The 19,616-nt window shown below is 65.3% G+C and carries 20 protein-coding genes and 1 pseudogene; 11 read left to right on the forward strand and 10 right to left on the reverse strand.

Translation table 11 applies throughout. The features are described 5' to 3' along the window. Window positions 1-52: 52 nt before the first annotated feature. A complete protein-coding gene (locus tag Q2K20_RS10440; protein WP_096907287.1) occupies window positions 53-745 on the reverse strand; it encodes a response regulator transcription factor in 693 nt (230 codons plus the stop codon). 313 nt (window positions 746-1,058) lie between these two features. On the opposite strand from Q2K20_RS10440, the gene Q2K20_RS10445 reads away from it, so the two are divergent. Both Q2K20_RS10445 and Q2K20_RS10450 read left to right on the forward strand, forming a co-directional pair. Beyond that, complete coding sequence (locus Q2K20_RS10445; RefSeq protein WP_269504545.1) at window positions 1,059-2,561, forward strand: multicopper oxidase family protein; 1,503 nt, start codon at window positions 1,059-1,061, stop codon at window positions 2,559-2,561. Window positions 2,562-2,621: 60 nt separating this feature from the next. Beyond that, on the forward strand, window positions 2,622-3,260 hold the full coding sequence (locus tag Q2K20_RS10450) for a DUF305 domain-containing protein (RefSeq protein WP_269504543.1): 639 nt from the start codon (window positions 2,622-2,624) through the stop codon (window positions 3,258-3,260). Between the two features lie 216 nt (window positions 3,261-3,476). On the opposite strand, the gene Q2K20_RS10455 is transcribed toward Q2K20_RS10450, so the two are convergent. Further along, entirely contained in the window at window positions 3,477-3,689 is a 213-nt protein-coding gene (locus tag Q2K20_RS10455; RefSeq protein ID WP_132061920.1) for a hypothetical protein, read from the reverse strand. 39 nt (window positions 3,690-3,728) lie between these two features. On the opposite strand from Q2K20_RS10455, the gene Q2K20_RS10460 reads away from it, so the two are divergent. From Q2K20_RS10460 to Q2K20_RS10495, 8 genes are all read left to right on the forward strand, one after another. Continuing rightward, window positions 3,729-5,669: a heavy metal translocating P-type ATPase gene (locus tag Q2K20_RS10460; RefSeq protein WP_313798186.1), complete on the forward strand. Its 1,941-nt coding sequence runs from the start codon at window positions 3,729-3,731 to the stop codon at window positions 5,667-5,669. Between the two features lie 5 nt (window positions 5,670-5,674). Next, the gene (locus tag Q2K20_RS10465; protein ID WP_206473584.1) at window positions 5,675-6,271 is read left to right on the forward strand and encodes a CueP family metal-binding protein; all 597 of its coding nucleotides are present in this window, start codon (window positions 5,675-5,677) and stop codon (window positions 6,269-6,271) included. A 67-nt stretch (window positions 6,272-6,338) separates the two neighbouring features. Further along, a complete protein-coding gene (locus Q2K20_RS10470) occupies window positions 6,339-7,640 on the forward strand; it encodes an APC family permease (RefSeq protein WP_269504536.1) in 1,302 nt (433 codons plus the stop codon). Between the two features lie 262 nt (window positions 7,641-7,902). After that, entirely contained in the window at window positions 7,903-8,196 is a 294-nt protein-coding gene (locus tag Q2K20_RS10475) for a transposase (protein ID WP_006898371.1), read from the forward strand. After that, window positions 8,193-9,077, forward strand: a complete 885-nt coding sequence (locus tag Q2K20_RS10480; protein ID WP_317176788.1) for an IS3 family transposase — start codon at window positions 8,193-8,195, stop codon at window positions 9,075-9,077. The genes Q2K20_RS10475 and Q2K20_RS10480 overlap by 4 nt, the downstream gene beginning before the upstream one ends. A gap of 108 nt (window positions 9,078-9,185) precedes the next feature. Further along, window positions 9,186-10,586 (forward strand): mercury(II) reductase, encoded by a 1,401-nt coding sequence (gene merA / locus Q2K20_RS10485; protein WP_269505600.1) that lies wholly within the window; start codon window positions 9,186-9,188, stop codon window positions 10,584-10,586. Window positions 10,587-10,895: 309 nt separating this feature from the next. Next, a complete protein-coding gene (locus Q2K20_RS10490; RefSeq protein ID WP_269505597.1) occupies window positions 10,896-11,234 on the forward strand; it encodes a hypothetical protein in 339 nt (112 codons plus the stop codon). 371 nt (window positions 11,235-11,605) lie between these two features. Further along, on the forward strand, window positions 11,606-13,579 hold the full coding sequence (locus Q2K20_RS10495) for a hypothetical protein (RefSeq protein WP_269505595.1): 1,974 nt from the start codon (window positions 11,606-11,608) through the stop codon (window positions 13,577-13,579). On the opposite strand, the gene Q2K20_RS10500 is transcribed toward Q2K20_RS10495, so the two are convergent. The 8 genes from Q2K20_RS10500 to Q2K20_RS10535 form a co-directional block, all read right to left on the reverse strand. After that, window positions 13,548-14,546, reverse strand: a complete 999-nt coding sequence (locus tag Q2K20_RS10500; RefSeq protein ID WP_269505592.1) for a hypothetical protein — start codon at window positions 14,544-14,546, stop codon at window positions 13,548-13,550. The two genes, Q2K20_RS10495 and Q2K20_RS10500, sit on opposite strands and share 32 nt — an antisense overlap. An 87-nt stretch (window positions 14,547-14,633) precedes the next feature. Then, window positions 14,634-14,972 (reverse strand): hypothetical protein, encoded by a 339-nt coding sequence (locus Q2K20_RS10505; protein ID WP_269505591.1) that lies wholly within the window; start codon window positions 14,970-14,972, stop codon window positions 14,634-14,636. Window positions 14,973-15,096: 124 nt separating this feature from the next. Further along, window positions 15,097-15,468 carry a hypothetical protein gene (locus Q2K20_RS10510; protein WP_269505588.1) on the reverse strand — a complete coding sequence of 124 codons (372 nt, stop codon included), beginning with the start codon at window positions 15,466-15,468 and terminating at the stop codon, window positions 15,097-15,099. A gap of 123 nt (window positions 15,469-15,591) precedes the next feature. After that, window positions 15,592-16,476, reverse strand: a complete 885-nt coding sequence (locus tag Q2K20_RS10515) for an IS3 family transposase (RefSeq protein WP_204650704.1) — start codon at window positions 16,474-16,476, stop codon at window positions 15,592-15,594. Further along, entirely contained in the window at window positions 16,473-16,766 is a 294-nt protein-coding gene (locus Q2K20_RS10520; RefSeq protein ID WP_006898371.1) for a transposase, read from the reverse strand. Before Q2K20_RS10520 ends, Q2K20_RS10515 begins: the two co-directional genes overlap by 4 nt. Window positions 16,767-17,068: 302 nt before the next feature. Further along, window positions 17,069-17,512: a hypothetical protein gene (locus tag Q2K20_RS10525; RefSeq protein WP_269505541.1), complete on the reverse strand. Its 444-nt coding sequence runs from the start codon at window positions 17,510-17,512 to the stop codon at window positions 17,069-17,071. Window positions 17,513-17,747: 235 nt separating this feature from the next. Then, window positions 17,748-18,542, reverse strand: coding sequence for a recombinase family protein (locus Q2K20_RS10530; protein WP_269505543.1), 795 nt, complete (start codon window positions 18,540-18,542; stop codon window positions 17,748-17,750). Between the two features lie 192 nt (window positions 18,543-18,734). Further along, window positions 18,735-19,331, reverse strand: a complete 597-nt coding sequence (locus Q2K20_RS10535) for a recombinase family protein (protein WP_269505545.1) — start codon at window positions 19,329-19,331, stop codon at window positions 18,735-18,737. Window positions 19,332-19,540: 209 nt separating this feature from the next. Here Q2K20_RS10535 and Q2K20_RS10540 point away from each other — a divergent pair. Then, window positions 19,541-19,616, forward strand: a pseudogene (locus tag Q2K20_RS10540) (transcriptional regulator); the annotation flags it as partial.

Consider the following 19,616-nt stretch of genomic DNA (forward strand, 5'->3'; position numbering starts at 1 on the left):
CGTCGGCTGGTGCGGGGCCGAGTTTCAGTCGCGTCCGGCGATGGTATGTCGTTCACTGGCCGGTTCCCATGCGGTAACCAACTCCTCTGACCGTGCGTACGAAACGGCCTCGGGAGGCATCGTCGCCCAGCTTGCGGCGAAGGTGACCGATGTGGACGTCTACCAAGTGGTCATCACCCACCCAGTTCGGGCCCCACACGGCGGCCATCAGCTGGGCTCGGCTGAAGACGACCCCAGGGTCGCGGGCGAGCGCGGCGAGGATGTCGAACTCGGTGCGGGTCAGCGCGACATCGGCGCCGCCGACGGTGACCTCTCGGCCCGCGGTGTCAATAGTCAGGTCGCCGACGGTCCGTACCTGCTCCGGCGACCTGCCGTGGTCGATTTCGGTGGCGCCGGTTCGAGGTCTGCGCATCATCGCCTGGATCCTGGCCGAGAGCTCGCGCGGGCTGAACGGTTTGGTCATGTAGTCATCCGCGCCGACGGACAGGCCGATCAGCGTGTCGACCTCCTCGGTCCGGGCCGTAAGCATGACGATGTAGGCGTCGGAGTGCGTCCTGACCTGACGGCATACCTCGATCCCGTCCAGCCCGGGCAGCCCCAGGTCGAGAACGATGACATCGGGATCGATTCGACGAGCCAGACCCACCGCCTCCTGTCCGTCCCCGGTGATCGTGACATCGAACCCGTCGCGCTCGAGATAGGACCCGACCAGGTCGGCGAGGGGCTCCTCGTCATCGACCACCAGCGCCCGCGGACCGGCGTGCTGCTGGGGATGCGAACTGCGAGCGCCAGAAACGGAAGGGGGCATGCAGGCCATCTTCGCCGCAACTCCTGGAAATCCCTCACCCGAGTGGGCGCCTTGACCGAATCTTCACACGATCTCCATCCAGAACGCTCGGGTGGCCGGTCACCATGGGCGGTCGAGTCGGACACGGGAGGTACCTCATGCTCGGATGGGTCGCATTGACCGTCGGAGCCGTGGTCGTCACCGCACTGTGGGCGTCAACCTTGCTCCTGGTCACTGCCCTGTTCGGGCCGTCGCCCTCGGAGGGCGACCGATGAAGGAGTTGTCGCGGCGGGCATTTCTCATCGGTTCGGTCCTGGCCGGCGCGGGTGCGGTGACCGCCTGCAGCGAGCCGGGGCCCTCGGGAGTGCCGGTGTCGGCGTCGGATCCGGCGATCCGGGACCTGGAGGCCGAGCGGCAGCGACCGGGACAGCAGGTGGTGAACGCTCGGCTGTCCCCGCGCCCGGTGGAGGTCGATCTCGGTGGTCTCGTGGTGTCGACCTGGGCATTTGCTGACACTGTTCCGGGTCCGGTCCTGCGGGCCCGGGCAGGAGATCTGCTGCAAGTCGAGGTGGATAACCAGCTCGACCAGGCGACGAGCGTGCACTGGCACGGCATCGCCCTGCGCAACGATATGGACGGAGTGCCCGGTCTGACCCAGGACCCGATCCCTCCGGGCGCCCGGTTCACCTACGACTTCACCGTCCCGCACGCCGGCACACATTGGTACCACTCACACTCCGGGCTACAGCTCGACCGGGGCCTGTACGGTCCGCTGATCATCGACGATCCCGCCGACCCCGGGGACTATGACCACGAATGGATCGTCGTCCTCGACGACTGGCTCGACGGCATCGACGGCACTCCCGAGGACGCCGCCGGGCGATTGGGCATGGATGCCCCCGGCGCTCAGGGCCGGCCGATGGCCGGAATGGGGCACGGCCCGATGGGGGGCGCCCGGTCCAGCAACCCGATGATGACCTCCCGGTTGCTCGGTGTCGCCGGGGACGTCCACTATTCGCACTACCTGGTCAACGGCCGAGTCCCGGCCGATCCGATCTCATGGACTGCCAGCCCGGGCCAACGCGTGAAGATCCGGTTCATCAACGCCGGGGCGGACACGTTCTTCCGCGTCGCCCTCGGCGGACACACGATGACCGTCACCGACACCGACGGCTTTCCCACCGCTCCCCAGGAGACGGAGGCGATCCTGCTCGGGATGGGCGAGAGGGTCGACGCCGTGGTCACGCTGACAGACGGGGTGTTTCCCCTCTTCGCCGAGGCAGAAGGCAAGAACGGGTACGGGTACGCCCTCGTGCGCACCGGGGCCGGCGAGCTACCCGCCGACCCGCGCCCCGGCGAACTCGACGTACCGGTGCTGCTGGCCGCGGATCTGACCCCAGCGCCGGACTCTCGACTGCCCGGCCGAGGGCACGACCGCTACCTCAGCGTCGACATGGGCGGCAGCATGATGCCGTATCGCTGGACACTCAACGGGCAAACCCACCCCGACACCACGCCGTTGGAGGTCTCCCGCGGCGACCGGGTCCGGATGCGGCTGCGCAACATGTCCGACATGGCCCACCCGATGCACCTTCACGGTCACACCTTCGCCCTCGCCGACAGCGGGCTGCGCAAAGACACCGTCACGATCCGCCCCATGCGGACTATCGAGATCGAGTTCGACGCGAACAACCCCGGACAATGGGCGTTCCACTGCCACAACGCCTACCACCAGGAAGCCGGAATGATGACCACCTTGTCCTACCTCGCCTGACCACCACCCGATCGACACACCACCCGATCTTGACGCCGACCCGAAAGGACATCGACCACGATGACCCGCACCACTCTGCTCCTGCCCGCAGCCCTGACCGCCGTTGCCCTGACGCTGTCCGCCTGCACCGACAGCACCGACAGCACCGAAGCCTCGCCCGCCGCGCCCACCACCGCGGCCGGCGCCACCACATCCGTGGCCGGCACCGTTGCCTCTGGCCAGGACGAGGAGCATTCGCAGGCCGACGTGATGTTCGCGCAGATGATGCTCCCGCACCACCAGCAGGCGATCGAGATGAGCGACATCATCCTGGCCAAGGACGACATCCCCGCCGACGTCGCGGCGCTCGCCGAGGAGATCAAGGCTGCCCAGGGCCCCGAGATCGCGCAGCTGACCGACTGGCTGGAGCAGTGGGGCGAGGCGACCGAACCGCAGGATGGTCACGGCGGTCACGACATGTCCAAGATGGAGGGAATGCTCTCCGACGACGAACTAGAACAGCTGTCCGACGCACAGGGAGCCGACGCCGCCCGGATGTTTTTGGAGCAGATGATCGCCCATCACCAGGGCGCCATCGCCATGGCCGAGGAGGAGGTCGAAGGTGGCCGCTACCAGCCTGCGGTCGAGTTGGCCCAGACCATCATCGACACCCAGCAGCAGGAGATCGACACCATGCGCGACCTGCTCACCTCGCTCTAACCACCCGATCGCCATGGGCCACACCGGCCCGGCACGACACCCGAGACACCACACCACGCGGAGAGGAAAATCCATGTTCTCCACAACGCGCTCTGCGCTCCCGCCCACGGCCGTCAAGGAAGCGTGTTCATGCTGCTCCACGCCCACGGACCTAGAACGAATCGCCGCCACCGGCCGTCCGCAGGCTGACGATGATGCCGCCGTGGCCGCCGGCGCTCACACGGAGACAGACAAATGAGTCAGCCACACGATCACCACCACCATGATCGCCGCGGCGGACCCGGTGACGGTTCGGCCGGCCGCCCCGACGAGATGGCCACCTCGGTAGCCGAACATCATCACCCGGGCGCAGCTGACGACGCGGCCAGCCACGGCCACACCGGACAGCATCACGCCGGTCATGAAGACCACGGCGGTCATGCGGGGCACGCAGACCACGTCGGGCAGTTCCGACGGCTGTTCTGGATCATGCTCGTTTTGGCAGTGCCGGTGGTCGGCTTCAATGACATGTTCGCCGACCTCACCGGCTACCAGCTGCCGGAGGCCGGCTGGGTGTGGTGGGTCTCCCCCGCCCTGGGCACGGTGATCTACCTCTGGGGCGGTCGGCCGTTCCTGACCGGCGCGCTGTCCGAGCTCCGCGCTCGCCAGCCCGGAATGATGCTCCTGATCGGCCTGGCGATCACGGTGGCGTTCATCGCCTCCTGGGGCGCTACCCTGCGCATCCTGGATCATGAGCTGAACTTCTGGTGGGAACTGGCCCTGCTGGTGGTGATCATGCTGCTGGGCCACTGGATCGAAATGCGCTCCCTGGCGCAGACCACCTCCGCGCTCGACTCCCTGGCGGCGCTGCTGCCGGATGAGGCCGAGAAGGTCGACGATGACGACGTCGTCATCGTCTCCCCGGCCGACCTGGTGGTCGGCGACGTGGTGATCGTCCGCCCCGGTGCTTCTGTGCCCGCCGACGGCACGATCATCGACGGCTCGGCCAGCATGGACGAATCCATGGTCACCGGCGAATCCAAGGCGATCCGCCGCGGCATCGGCGAGCAGGTCGTCGCAGGCACCGTGGCCACTGACTCCGGCCTGCGCGTGAAGGTCTCGGCGACAGGGGACGACACCGCTCTGGCCGGAATTCAGAAGCTGGTGGCCGACGCACAGGCATCCTCCTCGCGGGCCCAGCGCATCGCCGACACCGCGGCCGGCTGGTTGTTCTGGTTCGCCCTCGCATCGGCCGTGATCACCGCGATCATCTGGAGCGCTCTCGGGTTGCCGGACGCGGGTGTGGTGCGCACGATCACCGTGCTGGTCATCGCCTGCCCCCACGCGCTGGGATTGGCGATCCCGCTGGTGGTCTCCATCGCCACCGAACGCGCCGCCCGCGGCGGCGTACTGATCAAGGACCGCCTCGCGCTCGAGTCGATGCGCACCGTCGACGCCGTCCTGTTCGACAAGACCGGCACCCTGACCAAGGGCGAACCCACCGTCACCGGAATCGAATCAATAGACGGGCACACCGCCAACGAGGTGCTTGCCCTGGCTGCAGCCGCCGAGTCCGACAGTGAGCACCCGCTGGCCAGAGCCGTGGTCGGGGCCGCACAGACCCGCGACCTGACCGTGTCGAAGGCGACCGACTTCTCCTCCTCCCCGGCCGTGGGCGTCAAGGCCACGGTGGACGGCACCGTGGTCGAAGTCGGCGGCCCCTACCTGCTCGATCAGCACGGACGCGATGAACTCCCCATCGCCGACCAGTGGCGAGGCGAGGGCGCGATCATCCTGCACATCCTCGCCGAGGGCCGGGTGATCGGCGCGCTGCGGCTGGCCGACGAGATCCGGCCGGAATCCCGGGACGCCGTCGACGCCCTGCATGCCGCCGGAGCTCAAGTCGTCATGATCACCGGCGATGCTCGCGCCGTGGCCGACACCGTCGCCGCCGAACTCGGCATCGACCGGGTCTTCGCCGGGGTCCGGCCAGAAGACAAGGCCGCCAAAGTCGCCGAACTGCAGTCCGAAGGCAAGAAGGTCGCCATGGTCGGCGACGGGGTCAACGACGCGCCCGCACTGGCCCAAGCCGATGTGGGCATCGCCATCGGCGCCGGGACCGACGTGGCGATCGGCTCCGCCGGCGTCATCCTGGCCTCATCGGATCCCCGCTCTGTGCTCTCGGTCATCGAACTCTCCCGGGCGAGCTACCGCAAGATGAAGCAGAACCTGTGGTGGGCCGCCGGCTACAACCTCGCCGCCGTGCCCCTGGCCGCAGGTGTCCTGGCCCCGATCGGATTCGTACTGCCCATGGGCGTCGGCGCCATCCTCATGTCCGCCTCCACCGTCGTCGTTGCTCTCAACGCGCAGCTGCTGCGCCGTCTCGACCTCCGCCCGGACACCGTCACCACAGCGATGCAACGAGGATGAATCCGATGAACACCACCCACTCCACTCGGAGACGAGCCGCGATCGCGCTCGTTGCCGCCGCTGCCCTGACCCTGACCGGCTGCTCGCCCGGGCCCGCCGAAAATGCAGTACCCAACTGGCCTCCCGCGTCGTTGGAGCACTACGACCTCGCCGGCCTCGACGCACCCCAGATCATCAACACGCTCGACACCATGCCGGTGGCCGACAGGCCGAACGATCTGATCGCCTCGGTGCAGCCGACAGAGCTCGTCTTGACCAGTGGCGATGAGAGCCTCGAGACGATTCCTATTCCAGAGGACCAGTTCTATCTGTCAGTGGCTCCGTATTACACGAGCACCCACCCCTGCCGATTCCACAGCCTGACCACTTGCCTCGGCGAGATCGCCAACGAACAGGTGCACGTCACAGTCACCGATAACGCCTCCGGTGACACCCTCATCGACGAACCGCGCACCACCTACGACAACGGCTTCCTCGGGCTCTGGCTACCGCGAGGCATCACGGCCACGCTCACCATCGACCACGACGGCAGAACGGCCACCGCTCCGATCTCCACGGGCGACGACGACCTCACCTGCCTGACCACTATGCAACTCGCCTGACATCCCCACTCGCGCCGATATCGCCACCGACGCGGCCACCCACCGGCAGGAAGGTAGTGCGGTCAGCATGGACCACAGCACACAGTCCCAAGACAAGCTCACTCTCACCGGATCCGTCGCGCTGGGAACCGGGGTAATGATCGGAGCCGGCATCTTCGCCCTCGTGGGCCAGGTCGCGGAATTGGCCGGCGGCTGGGTGCCGTGGGCGTTCCTCGCCGGCGCGGTGGTAGTGGCGTTCAGTTCCTACTCCTACATCCGGTACTCGGCCACCAACCCGTCCTCGGGCGGGATCGCGATGCTGCTCAAAGCCGCCTACGGGCCCGGGGTGGCGGCCGGCACGTTCTCCCTGTTCATGTACGTGTCGATGATCCTCGCCGAGTCCCTGCTGGGGCGGACCTTCGGCACCTACGTGCTGCGGCCGTTCGGCATGCAGGACTCCTCCCTGTGGGTGCCGGTGCTGGCAGTGCTCGCCATCGCCGCCGCCGCGCTGGTCAACCTGGTGGGCAACCAGTGGGTCGAGCGGTCAGCCACCGCTACCGCGGCGCTCAAGATCGTGGGCATCGCTGTGCTGGCGATCGCCGGCATCCTGGCCGCGGGCGTGTCCTCGCTGGACCGACTGTTCACCGTCGCCGAACGCACCCCACCGGAGCACGGCTGGATGGGCTTTCTGGCCGGGGTGACCCTGTGCATCCTGGCCTACAAGGGCTTCACCACGATCACCAACCAGGGCGCGGACCTACGGGACCCGGAGCGCAACATCGGCCGCTCCATCATGATCTCCATCGCCCTGTGCACCGTCCTCTACCTGTTGATCACCGTCGCAGTAACCGCCAGCCTGACCGTTCCGCAGATCATCGGGGCCCGCGACTACGCCCTCGCCGAGGCTGCCAAGCCGATGTTCGGATCCTGGGGCGTCACGCTGACCGTGATCATCGCGGTGGTGGCGACGCTGTCAGGACTCATCGCGAGCTTGTTCTCTGTCTCCAAGCTCTACGACATGCTCCGCGACATGGGCCAGGTGCCGGGCCTACCCGGCGCCGGCGGACACCAGTCGCTCTACATCACAGCCGGCCTGGCGATCCTCATGGCAGCCTTCTTCGACCTGTCACAGATCGCCTCCCTGGGGGCGATCTTGTACCTGGCAATGGACATCGCCATCCACTACGGGATCGTCCGACGCCTCAAGGACGACGTCAATGCCAAGGCGTGGATCCCGTGGGTCGCGATCGTCCTCGACGTCGCAGTGCTCGTACCCTTCCTCCTGCTCAAGGCGCAGTCCGACCCACTCACGCTGGGCATCACCGCGATCGTGGCCCTAGTCATCATCACAGCGCAGTGGATCACCGTGCGTCACCGCTCCGCACAATGATCCGCCCTTCTGCGAAAAGCCGCTACAACGGGTATTGGACGCTTGTTATTACAAAGATTCTGCGAAGGTCGAACCGAGGGACTGTAGCCAGTTCTGCGCATCAGTAGCGTCGGCGTTAGCTGGGCGCCTCCAGCGACGACTCGGAGAAGAAGGGAGCACATCGATGTCTCACATCACTTCAATGATCGAAACTGGACCGTTCCCGCTCTGGTGGACACCCGGAGATGAGCGGTGAGTTCCCCCAAGATAGAGGGAGCGGATTATGGGATCTACTCGTCGGAGCTTCACTGCCGAGTACAAGGCCAACGCGGTAAGTTTGGTCATCGATGATGGCCGTGCGATCGCCGAAGTTGCACGCAGTATCGGCGTTCACGAGATGACGTTGGGGAAATGGGTGAAGAAGACTCGAGACGAGGGAAACGGTGAGTCTGACCGCCCGTTGAATGAGGACGAGCGGGCGGAACTCGAGCGCCTTCGCGAAGAAGTGAAGCACGCCCGGATGGAGGTGGAGTTCGCAAAAAAAGTAGCGACCTGGTTCGCGAAAGACCCGCGGTGAAATTCGCGGCTATCGCGGACTGGGCTGAATCCGATTCATATCCGGTCACGTTCATGTGTGCTCAACTCGGCGTATCGACTTCTGGCTACTACAAGTGGCGCGGCAAGTCGCGCTCAGCTCGAGACCTCCGAGACGACGAGTTAACAGCGCTGATCGAGTACCACTACGAGCACCTCAACGGCCGTCCCGGCGTTCGGCGCATGCGTGCGGAACTCGCCGCCGGCGGCCACCGGGTCTCGCACAAGCGGGTGTGGCGGCTCATGAAGGTCGCAGGTCTGGAAGGCCGCCACCCGAAGGCGTGGAAACGCACCACCGTCGCCGGAGACAGCCCCGTTGGGGCACCTGACCTCATCGGCCGCGACTTCACGGCGGCCGAGGCGAACACCAAATGGTGCGGCGATATTACTTACGTACGGACCTGGAACGGCTGGGCGTACCTGGCCACCGTCATCGATCTGCACTCCCGGATGGTCGTCGGATGGGCCGTGGCCGACCACATGCGAACCGAGCTGGTCACCGACGCACTGGACATGGCCATCGCTCGTCGTCGACCACCCGGAAAAGTCATATTCCACAGCGATCGCGGAACTCAATACACGTCCACCGACTTCGATAAGTACTGCACGAAAAACAATATCCGACGATCATTGGGGCGCACTGGCATTTGTTTCGACAACGCGGTCGCAGAATCATTCTTCGCGAGCTACAAGAAGGAACTCATTCACACGCGCCCGTGGCCCACTCTAAAAACACTCAAAAAGAGCACATTCACCTGGATTGAGGAGTACTACAATAGGGCCCGACGACATTCCACACTGGGCTATTTGACACCAGCCGAGTTTGAACTAGGATTCAGAGACATATACGAACTCGCCGCTTAATTGCAGTGGCCACTTTAGCGGGAACACTCCAGTTCGCCTTGACCTTCCCCTGCGCTGGAACGTCCACTATGGACGCTGAAGAGGGGTCACGCGAAGGAAGGTGGGCAAATGGGTGTGGACTACGACGTCGATCTGGCCGTGATCGGCTCAGGAGGCGCGGCGATGTCCGCCGCCATCGCGGCCAGCCAGGCCGGTAAGAGCGTCGTGCTGGTTGAGCGCGGTGTTCTGGGCGGGACGTGCGTGAACATCGGCTGCGTGCCGTCCAAGACGCTCCTGGCGGCCGCCGGGGCCCGGCACGCCGCGCTCACCAATCCCTTCAAAGGTGCCCCAACGTCAGCCGCACCGGTGAACCTCGGCGATCTGGTGGCCCAGAAGGACGCACTCATCGAGCGCCTGCGTGATGCGAAGTACGCCGATGTGGCCGCTGCCTACGGCTTCCAGGTCCGCCCAGGCCAGGCCAGCTTCCTGGACGGGGACACCCTGGTCGTCGACGGCCAGGCGCTGCGGGCCCGGGCCTATCTAGTCGCCACCGGTGCCACCCCCGCCATCCCGGAGGTGGTCGGTCTCGACTCTGTGGACCGGCTGACGTCCACCACCGCGATGCAGCTGACCGAGCTGCCTGAGTCCCTGGTCGTTATCGGTGGCGGGTACGTCGGGATGGAGCAGGCCCAGCTGTTCGCTCACCTCGGCACCCGGGTCTCTGTGGTCGGGCGTCTGGCGCCGCACGCCGAGCCGGAGCTGGCCCAGAGACTTCGGGAAGTCTTCACCGACGACGGCATCACCGTGGTCGAAGAGCGCGCGACCACTGTGGCCCGCGAACCAGGCCCCGCAGGAGAGGTGGTGGTGACCACGGACTCGGGCGAACAGGTGCGCGGCGCGCAGGTCCTGGTGGCCACCGGACGCCTGCCCCGCACCGACGGCCTGAACCTGGCCGCTGCCGGTGTGGACGTGGACGAGCGCGGCTTCGTCGTGGTCGACCAGACCCAGCGCACCTCCAACCCGCGCGTCTGGGCCGCCGGTGACGTCTCGGGGGCTCCCCAGTACGTCTACGCCGCCGCCGCCGGCGGTCGGGCCGCCGCGCTCAACGCCCTGACCGAGGACAGGTACCCGCCGGCAGCTCGGGTCGACTACGCCGGCTTTCCTGCGGTCGTGTTCACCCGGCCCCAGCTGGCCTCGGCGGGGTTGACCGAGGACGAGGCCCTCACCCGAGGGCACGCGTGCGACTGCCGCGTCCTGGACCTGTCCGATGTCCCCCGGGCGCTCGTCCAGCACGACACCCGCGGGGCGGTGAAGCTCGTCGCCGACGCCGTGAGCGGCAAGGTTCTGGGCGTGCACGCTCTGGCGGACGGGGCCGGGGAGATCATGCTGGCGGCCACCTACGCCATCAAAAGCGGCATGACCGTCGACGATCTGGCCGACACCTGGGCGCCGTACCTGACCATGAGCGAAAGCCTGCGCATCGTGGCCGGCCTCTTCCGAAACCAGATGCCGACGTCATGCTGCGCCTGAAACCCGCGGCCCCAGCGGGGTGGACGAGGGCTCCCGCGGCGGCCCGCCTGGCGCCGTGAATGTGCCTTAAAAACCTACTGTTTTATGAGACGTCAGTTGGAGGCCCGAGCGCACGTTCGCTTCTTGGGCCGATGGCGACCTCCGGCGTGTCATAAAGACGTCTCGCACGTAGTTGTCGCGGAACGACTGCTGATCGGGGTTCGTGAGACACAATCAAGTCATGAGGCTGTTGGCGTGCACCCGCGTCGGCACAGCGGGTCGACCGCCCCTCGGCGGTCTGACGCCGGTGTTTGAGGATCTGGCGCGGGCATGACAGGCGAACGGGAGCACATCGCACGAGCGCTGCTCACGGAGTTCAGGGACTCAGGGGACTGGGTCACTCTGGCCGCCGCCGTCGAACTCTTCGGCACCTCATCGTTCATCGCCCGAAAAGCTGACCTGAGACCCATCCTCGAATGCGTCAACGACGAGCAGAGGATGTACTTGATCAGCGCCCACCTCAGATATCGAAGAGCGCCGAAACCCATTCCTATCGAGGCGCTGCTCAATGAAATATTCGCCAAGTCAGAGGACTCCGACCGTGCAGCGGCCATGATGGAGTATCTCGTCGACATCGACGATGAGCTCACCCCTGAGACGCATAGCTAGACCTCCCTCTCTGGCGGGGCCGAAAACCCAAATCCCCTGTCAAAGACGGCGCCCAGCGCGCTGTCGGGCCGCCCTAGGCTGGCGCCATGACACCGACTTGGTCTGAAATCAACGAGTTGCTCGCCTGTGGTGCCGCTGCAGAGTTCGAAGCCGATCTCGTGGTGCAGCCCCAGACCACCCCGGCGCCTGCAGTCCTGTCCTGGGTAATGGACGATCCACGCGCGAATCTGCACGCCGGCCCGGGTCGCAGCCGCATTACACGGGCCGGGGACTGTCGAGTCCGCCTCGATCACCCAGACGGACGACGGACGCTCTTTCACGACGGGACGGTGTGGCAGGTCGCCCTCGATGAGACCGCCACGAAGTTCCGCGTGAGGTCCGCGAACGCCTCCGGATTCGCCGCCCTGCTCGTGGACCAGCCCCACGATGCCGAGGAAGGTCTGGGTTACGGGTTTCCCTCCGGTCCCATCCGCGAATCCACTCACCAAGGCCGGCCCGTCGCGGTGATGGCAGGAGACCCAGGAGACGGATTCGGAGCCGTCGAGCTCTCGGTGGACATGCGCACCGGCGTACTCGTCCGGGTAGCCGCCGTCGATGGCTCCTGGGAAGCCTGGCTCGAAAACCTCGAACTCAGACAGACAGATGAGTCAGCCTTCCGCTGGGCGGGCCAGGCTGATCCGCCTGAGCAGATCCAGCCCAGCGGCGACTGGAGACCCCTGCAAATCACCGACCCGATCACCCCGACACCGGACCCCGACCCTGCGCCCGCCGACCCACGCGGACGCCTCTTGCGTGTCACGCTCGACGAGCTCGTGATCGCCGACGGTCAGCTGTCACCGCCGCGAGTGGGTGAGACCATCGAGGTATATCTGACGTTCTTCAAGGCCCCTTCTCCTCGGGGCCCCGAGACCACCGAGTTTCACGCCCGGGCCGAGCCGGTCGGTACCGGCACCCCGTATGAGGACTACTTCGGCGTTCTGCGGTGGCCCACCATCCTCCGCGGGGACGGCTGGGCCGCCACCTGGTCTGCCCCCCGGCCGACAGTCGGCCATGTCGTGGTCACCGGGTCCCTCGCGATCATCCACGACGCCGCAGCCGCCCACTGGTTCACACCCACCCGCGCCGCCGTCGCCAGAATCCGGGTCAACCGCCTCACCGGCCCGATGCCAGCAGATCACGAGTCCGGTTCGATCCCGGACAACGCCTGGTCAGACGAGCCAGTGTGCCCGTCCAGCTTCGATTCGCAGATGGCCCACTACCAAGCCGAGGGGAGCGCACCGGCCATCGCCGTGACCCTGGATCTGGACCTGGACGCCGCACAGCCGCCCCGGGCCAGGAACGACTTCGAGCCAGACGGGTTGTCAGCTCTCGGCGACGAGCTCTGGTCCGGCGACCGTCACCGCCCGATCCTGCAACAACGCCATCGCGCACTCCCAACCCGAACCGAGGAACACCTACTTCCCCTACCCGTGAGTGTCTACTCGAGCCCGATCACCCCGCACGCCGGCAGCGACGGCCTCTGGATCGAGCACAACCAGACGCTCTGGTCCGTCAACACCGCATCAGGTGCGCCGGCGCAATTGCACGACCTGGGCGCCGTGGGCTGGGGCTCCGCCGTGACAGTCGGCCCCCACCTCGTGACGTCCGGTAGTCCCCTCCGACGCTTCGATACTCAAGGCGAGATCGACCCAATCACGCTCCCCCCGGAAATCGCCACCGTGTGCAAGCTGGACCGGGTAGTCAAAGGGCTCCTCGCCATCGGACGAGAACCGGGCGAGGACACTGACGACAACGACGATCTGGGCCACCGATTCGGTCCTGTACCCAAGCCCCAACGCTTCCGGCTCGCGGTGTACGACCACTCAGGCCAGTGGACTGTCGGGACGTCCTTCGGCCTGCCCGTTCCTCCGACTGCCGTCGGCCGCAGCGCCGAGGGACCATGGGTGCTAAGTGCTGATCTGCTCCTGCGGTTCGACGCTTCACTCACGAGAACTACTGCTCACCGGCTCCCCTATTCGGCGCACTCTGCCGGATCGACCAAGACCGGCCCCTGGCTCACCCTTGACGGCGAGCGGATCGCCTTGCACCTGCGAAACGCGGAAGCTCCGGACCCGTGGCACCTCCGGGCACTGGTCCGCGACATCGGACCGCGGGGCGAATTTCCATGGGACCTCGTGCTGCGATTGGACAACGATCTCCTGCCGGTGGCCACCGTTCTCACCGACTGCCCCCGCCCCTCAATCGCAGTTACCACAGACAACACCCTCTGGTTCTCGGGGAACGTCCTACGTGGAATCACCGCCGACGGCCAACTCATCGACAGCGAAAGCGAGCCACCGGAGTAAAGAACTCGTCGTCGCCGAAGATCTGCGTGAGGTCAAGCAAGCGTGGTGCGCACACATATCGGATCGCCCTGAGTCGCACCGTGACCCCCGGGAGTTGATCAGCCAGGCTTGCGGCGATCGCGTGGCCCTCGCGGTACCAGGCCACCGGGTCCACATCGTCGGCCCACTCCGGCAAGGCGAAGCCTCCATTTGGCAGGCCGAGATCGGCGCTGGCCCCATCGTCATCTCGTCCGTAGCCGAGGAAGCCACGGTGCCACTCCTGGTTCCACTGCCGGAGCCGGTCCTCGAGCTGCGAGGTGAGCCCGAGGCTGCGCGGGGTCGGAAAACCCCCGGGACCCGGACCTGTGCGGAGCCGAGGGGGCTGGTGGTACGGCAGCCACCCGTCCCACAGGCCCCACTCGACCCCGTACTCAGGCATTAGCTTTAGCGTCCCCGGCACATCCGGATCGGGCTCATTGCCGGGCATCCGCCAGCCGTGCTCACGTCTAAACTGACCGGTCACTGCGCAGACGTAGCCCAGCTGATCGGCGGCGAGCTCGCACACCACATACTTTTCCGCGCAGCAGAACACAAAATGCTCCGGAAAGTGCTGACCGAGGCGCTCGGCCAGGGCGTGGCCGCGGTCGAGCCAGTCCATCTCGTCAAAGCCGTTCGTCCACACGGGCTGATCAACCGGACGGTCACCGAGGTGACGGAAGTGAGTCTTAAACTGGTCGATCCAGTCTTCGATCTCGTTGCGCAAAGCCTGCGGAATCTGCAGATCTGCCGCCACCCCCTGGTCGTACCCCGGATGACCGGGAGGGAACACGTCAGGGGAGGCGGTGATGTAAGGCCGGTAATTGATGACCGGGTGGAGCGCGAGAAGGCGGCGGTTGAACGGACCCGGGTCTACGGGAACCCGGCACGCCGCACGACACAGGTGGGTCGAACGCAGGCCATGGAAGGTTCCATCTGGCGAGACACGCATCAGCCGAGAGTATCCCGCAGGGGCCGGGACTTGTCAGCGACGGGAACTGGGGTTAGACCGCCGCGACGGCTCTCCGAGCGCAGTGACTCAGTCGAAGAGCATCCCTCCAAATCCGACCACCAGAGCCGCCAGCCCGCCCACGGCGACACCAGCGGCAACAGCATCCAACACGGGCCCACGCCGCACCAGGACACCTACCCCGGCTCCCGCCAGGCCGATCACCACGATGCCAATGAAGAACGAGAACACCGTCATGAACAGCAACATCGAGAAAGCCGCGGAAATCGCATCATCCACCGTGCCGCCGCTGTTGCCCACCATGACGATCGGGAACTTCCACACCCAAGCCATCACGCCCGCCGCTACCGGCGCCGCCACGACCGACAGCCCGGCGCTGATTAAGACGTTCCGATCCTCTTTCTCCATCAACCGAAGGTAGCCCCTGCTGGGCAAGTGCTGACCGACCGTCCCAGTTCCTTGGTTGTGGGACAGCGACTGTCGACCCGCAGTTTCGGTTTGTGGGTCGCAACGCGCTACACATCGTGTTGGTTCACGAAGACTTGGTGCGCCGCCGGGCGAAAAGGTCAGGGTTGATGACGCGGACCGCTTGAGTCAGAGCGATGGCCAGTAGTCCGTAGATCCACACGGAGTACGACCAGGGGCTGTGGGTGACCACGCTGACGCGGGGTTCGTCCCTGGTCCAGTAGGTGCAGCGGACCCCGGCGGGGAGTAGTTCGTACCCGTGGGACCAGTCAATGTTGGTATGGAATGTGCTGATCTGTTCCTCAGGGGGAAGTCGGTCGGAAGGGAAGCTATCCGGCACGTGACCGTCGCGGAGTGCACAGGTGTAGCCGGGGTAGTCGTTGTAGTCGTCACTGCCGGCGAAGCCGAGGAACGCGACCGCTCCGCAGATCGACAGCACTGCAGAGATCGCGGCCGCACTTCGTCTGGCGCCTCGCCCGGTCGCCCTGAAGGAAACCCAGACGACGAAAGCCCAGAGCCCCAGCGACAGGGTGGAGTGTTCCCGCTAAAGTGGCCACTGCAATTAAGCGGCGAGTTCGTATATGTCTCTGAATCCTAGTTCAAACTCGGCTGGTGTCAAATAGCCCAGTGTGGAATGTCGTCGGGCCCTATTGTAGTACTCCTCAATCCAGGTGAATGTGCTCTTTTTGAGTGCTTTTAGAGTGGGCCACGGGCGCGTGTGAATGAGTTCCTTCTTGTAGCTCGCGAAGAATGATTCTGCGACCGCGTTGTCGAAACAAATGCCAGTGCGCCCCAATGATCGTCGGATATTGTTTTTCGTGCAGTACTTATCGAAGTCGGTGGACGTGTATTGAGTTCCGCGATCGCTGTGGAATATGACTTTTCCGGGTGGTCGACGACGAGCGATGGCCATGTCCAGTGCGTCGGTGACCAGCTCGGTTCGCATGTGGTCGGCCACGGCCCATCCGACGACCATCCGGGAGTGCAGATCGATGACGGTGGCCAGGTACGCCCAGCCGTTCCAGGTCCGTACGTAAGTAATATCGCCGCACCATTTGGTGTTCGCCTCGGCCGCCGTGAAGTCGCGGCCGATGAGGTCAGGTGCCCCAACGGGGCTGTCTCCGGCGACGGTGGTGCGTTTCCACGCCTTCGGGTGGCGGCCTTCCAGACCTGCGACCTTCATGAGCCGCCACACCCGCTTGTGCGAGACCCGGTGGCCGCCGGCGGCGAGTTCCGCACGCATGCGCCGAACGCCGGGACGGCCGTTGAGGTGCTCGTAGTGGTACTCGATCAGCGCTGTTAACTCGTCGTCTCGGAGGTCTCGAGCTGAGCGCGACTTGCCGCGCCACTTGTAGTAGCCAGAAGTCGATACGCCGAGTTGAGCACACATGAACGTGACCGGATATGAATCGGATTCAGCCCAGTCCGCGATAGCCGCGAATTTCACCGCGGGTCTTTCGCGAACCAGGTCGCTACTTTTTTTGCGAACTCCACCTCCATCCGGGCGTGCTTCACTTCTTCGCGAAGGCGCTCGAGTTCCGCCCGCTCGTCCTCATTCAACGGGCGGTCAGACTCACCGTTTCCCTCGTCTCGAGTCTTCTTCACCCATTTCCCCAACGTCATCTCGTGAACGCCGATACTGCGTGCAACTTCGGCGATCGCACGGCCATCATCGATGACCAAACTTACCGCGTTGGCCTTGTACTCGGCAGTGAAGCTCCGACGAGTAGATCCCATAATCCGCTCCCTCTATCTTGGGGGAACTCACCGCTCATCTCCGGGTGTCCACCAGAGCGGGAACGGTCCAGGGCTACCGGAGGCAGTAGCGGAATCAGGAATGCCTCCACGGGTACCTCCTAGTTAACGCACTGTGCGGGGGCGGGCAGGTTCGCGTGTCAGTCGGTGGCGGACGACGAGTTCCCTCATCGCCAGCGCCTTCGATTGCGGCGTTCAGCGGCGGGCTGCTGCCGGTACTGGCTGGCGGTCCGGTGTCGTGCTGCAGCACCTACTGCAAGCAAGATTCGCAGTAAGCGCTCTTGCTACGACTGCGGGAGGTCGCGGTTCAGCGGGACTACTTCCCACTGGGTGTCGCTTCGCGCCTCCTCGATCAGATCCGACCTAGTCGAGTAGACCTCAATCCATCCTGTCTCGGGTTGAACCTCGAGGAACAGTGCCTCGTCGTCGGACCACAGGAAGGATGGTTCGGGGTGGAGGAACGGGTCCAGGAGAGCCGCCGTGGACGCTGATACCAGCTGGTAGTCGTAGGTGCTGCCATAGTCACTGTCATCGACGATGGTGATGATGCGTGCGGCGTCGGGTGTTCCGATTGGATCACCCCATACCGTCCAGATCGCCGCTCTCCACTGCTGGACAGACGCGATGCGGCAGTAGCGCTGCGCGATCTCGATGGCAGGGCCAGTGCTGCACCCGACCAGGCGGTCCACACCTATCGCCAGCTCCGGGGTGCCGGCGCTGTCGATCATCGATGTCAATCCACGGCGGGGCGGATACTGCGCACTTACACGCTCAGCGACCTCGCGCCACGAGCTCCACCCGGCCACGTCGCGGCCCATACGGAGCGTGATCGGACATAGGATCCGCACCCCGTAGGGAAAGAGGTCTCGGACAGCGCCCACGGTCCCGGTCTCGAGCAACGCTGCGATGCGCCCCTCGCCGCACACTGGCGACCACCCATCCATGTCGCTCCCCCTTCCTCGTCTACGTCGCATGTCGTTGGAGGGCGCGATACAACGTTGACCGTCCGACTTCCAGATCGCGGGCGATCGCCGACGGCCCCTCCCCTGCCTCGATTCGGGCCCGGGCCTTAGCGATCTGATCATCAGTCAGGACGCGTTTGCGTCCCTTGTACTTGCCCTTCGCCTTGGCGATAGCGATGCCCTCAGCCTGGCGCTCACGGATGATGGCCCGCTCGAACTCGGCGAACGCCCCGAGCAGCGAGAGCATCAGATCCGCTCGAGGATCCTGGGCGCCGGCGGCGTAGGTGGCCCGCTCGTGGACGAACTCCACACTGGCGCCCTTGGCGGTGATCTCGCCAACGATCTGCTTGAGATCAACCAGAGAACGGGCGAGACGGTCCATCGACGCAACAACCAGCTCGTCACCGTCTCGCAGGTACCCGATGCACTCTTCTAGCTTCACCCGGTCCGCACGCGAGCGAGCCGACTGCTTCTCAACGTAGACCCGGTCGCACTCCCCCACCGCCTCGAGCTGACGCGCCTCGTTCTGATCGGCCGCCGACACCCGCACGTACGCCACCCGCTGCCCCCGAGGACGCGACGCCCGGCGAGCCGACTTCGGAGCCGGCTTCGGCTTTGGCTTTCGCTTCGGGTTCTGCTCGATGACGTTCTCCGAGTCCGTCGACTCCACCCGAAAGTTCCAACCCAACTCGTCCCGACGACGAAACCGAGTTCGCACGCTCCCCCGACTGACGATGAGCACCTCCTCGCCACCATCACCCGAACGGTTCAAGAGCGTCCCGATCCGATCAGCCATGAGGAGACCCTTTCGCCCGGAATCTGTATCAATAGATCTTAGACCCGGCGGGAAGGCGTTTCACAAGTGCCTAACTGGACCCTGCGACACAGCACCGATGGTCGGCGGCATATCGTCCCGCACGGGTGTACTGGTAAATCGCGCTGCTCGGTGGCGGCGTTCTAGCGGCGATACCTGACGGCGCCACCTGCATTAAGGCTCGAGCGCCTCGAGGGCTCGGGCGGCTTGCTGGTGGCGGTAGAGGGTGGCGCGGGACCATCCGACCAAGCTGGCCGCTTCGGCGGCGGTGCGGCCCTTTCTTCGGGCGTCCTGGGCGATGACGAGTTTTTCGGCGATCACTGCGGGATCGACCGGGGGCCGACCGAACCTCGTGCCGTTCTGCTTCGCCGCGGCGATGCCGGCGTTGACGCGTTCAGTGATGAGCTCGCGCTCGTACTCGGCCAGGGTGGCGAGCATGCCCAGCATCAACCGGCCGGAGGTGGTCTCCGGGTCGATGCCGTCCGAGAGCGACCGGATCTTCACGCCCTTGTCGCGAAGCAGGTTCACGGTATTGAGGACATCGATCAGGGAGCGGCCGAGGCGGTCAATGCGCCACACCACGACGGTATCGCCGGGCTCGATGTAGTCCATCAGCCGCTTCATCCCCGGGCGCTCGATCGCGGTCCGGCTCCCCGAGGTGACGTCGGAGAAGACGTCGCGCTTCTGAACCCCGGAATCTACGAGTGCATCCAACTGCAACTGCGCGTCCTGACTCGCGGTACTGACGCGGGTGTACCCCAGATGCCTCATGGCCCGATTCTGCCCCATAAACCCCTCCCGAGGCCGACCCTGAGACGAATGTCGCCAAGATGACTTAATGAGACACCGGCGGGTGGCCGTAGAGCCAGGAAAACTGCTCAAAAGTGGTCGCTGTCCTGGACGGTGCCGGGTGTCTTGAAAACCTTTAGGTTTTTAAGGCGTTGTCACAACAGTTCAGCAGACGCTGTATAGTTCAGCAAGTGCTGACTATTGTTTCGCGTGTGGATGTGATGAACCGGTTAGGGCGGGCGATGGCCGACCCGACGCGGTCCCGGA

The sequence above is a fragment of the Dietzia sp. IN118 genome, from assembly GCF_032905965.1.
Classification (GTDB): Bacteria; Actinomycetota; Actinomycetes; order Mycobacteriales; family Mycobacteriaceae; genus Dietzia; species Dietzia kunjamensis.

Coding starts and splice junctions, on each gene's coding strand:
- Q2K20_RS10530 (WP_269505543.1), bottom strand. CDS start 18,542: ATGGCTGATCGGATCGGGACGCTCTTGAACCGTTCGGGTGATGGTGGC.
- Q2K20_RS10475 (WP_006898371.1), top strand. CDS start 7,903: ATGGGATCTACTCGTCGGAGCTTCACTGCCGAGTACAAGGCCAACGCG.
- Q2K20_RS10470 (WP_269504536.1), top strand. CDS start 6,339: ATGGACCACAGCACACAGTCCCAAGACAAGCTCACTCTCACCGGATCC.
- Q2K20_RS10525 (WP_269505541.1), bottom strand. CDS start 17,512: ATGATCGACAGCGCCGGCACCCCGGAGCTGGCGATAGGTGTGGACCGC.
- merA (WP_269505600.1), top strand. CDS start 9,186: ATGGGTGTGGACTACGACGTCGATCTGGCCGTGATCGGCTCAGGAGGC.
- Q2K20_RS10535 (WP_269505545.1), bottom strand. CDS start 19,331: ATGAGGCATCTGGGGTACACCCGCGTCAGTACCGCGAGTCAGGACGCG.
- Q2K20_RS10450 (WP_269504543.1), top strand. CDS start 2,622: ATGACCCGCACCACTCTGCTCCTGCCCGCAGCCCTGACCGCCGTTGCC.
- Q2K20_RS10500 (WP_269505592.1), bottom strand. CDS start 14,546: ATGCGTGTCTCGCCAGATGGAACCTTCCATGGCCTGCGTTCGACCCAC.
- Q2K20_RS10465 (WP_206473584.1), top strand. CDS start 5,675: ATGAACACCACCCACTCCACTCGGAGACGAGCCGCGATCGCGCTCGTT.
- Q2K20_RS10505 (WP_269505591.1), bottom strand. CDS start 14,972: ATGGAGAAAGAGGATCGGAACGTCTTAATCAGCGCCGGGCTGTCGGTC.
- Q2K20_RS10460 (WP_313798186.1), top strand. CDS start 3,729: ATGCTCGTTTTGGCAGTGCCGGTGGTCGGCTTCAATGACATGTTCGCC.
- Q2K20_RS10520 (WP_006898371.1), bottom strand. CDS start 16,766: ATGGGATCTACTCGTCGGAGCTTCACTGCCGAGTACAAGGCCAACGCG.
- Q2K20_RS10445 (WP_269504545.1), top strand. CDS start 1,059: ATGAAGGAGTTGTCGCGGCGGGCATTTCTCATCGGTTCGGTCCTGGCC.
- Q2K20_RS10490 (WP_269505597.1), top strand. CDS start 10,896: ATGACAGGCGAACGGGAGCACATCGCACGAGCGCTGCTCACGGAGTTC.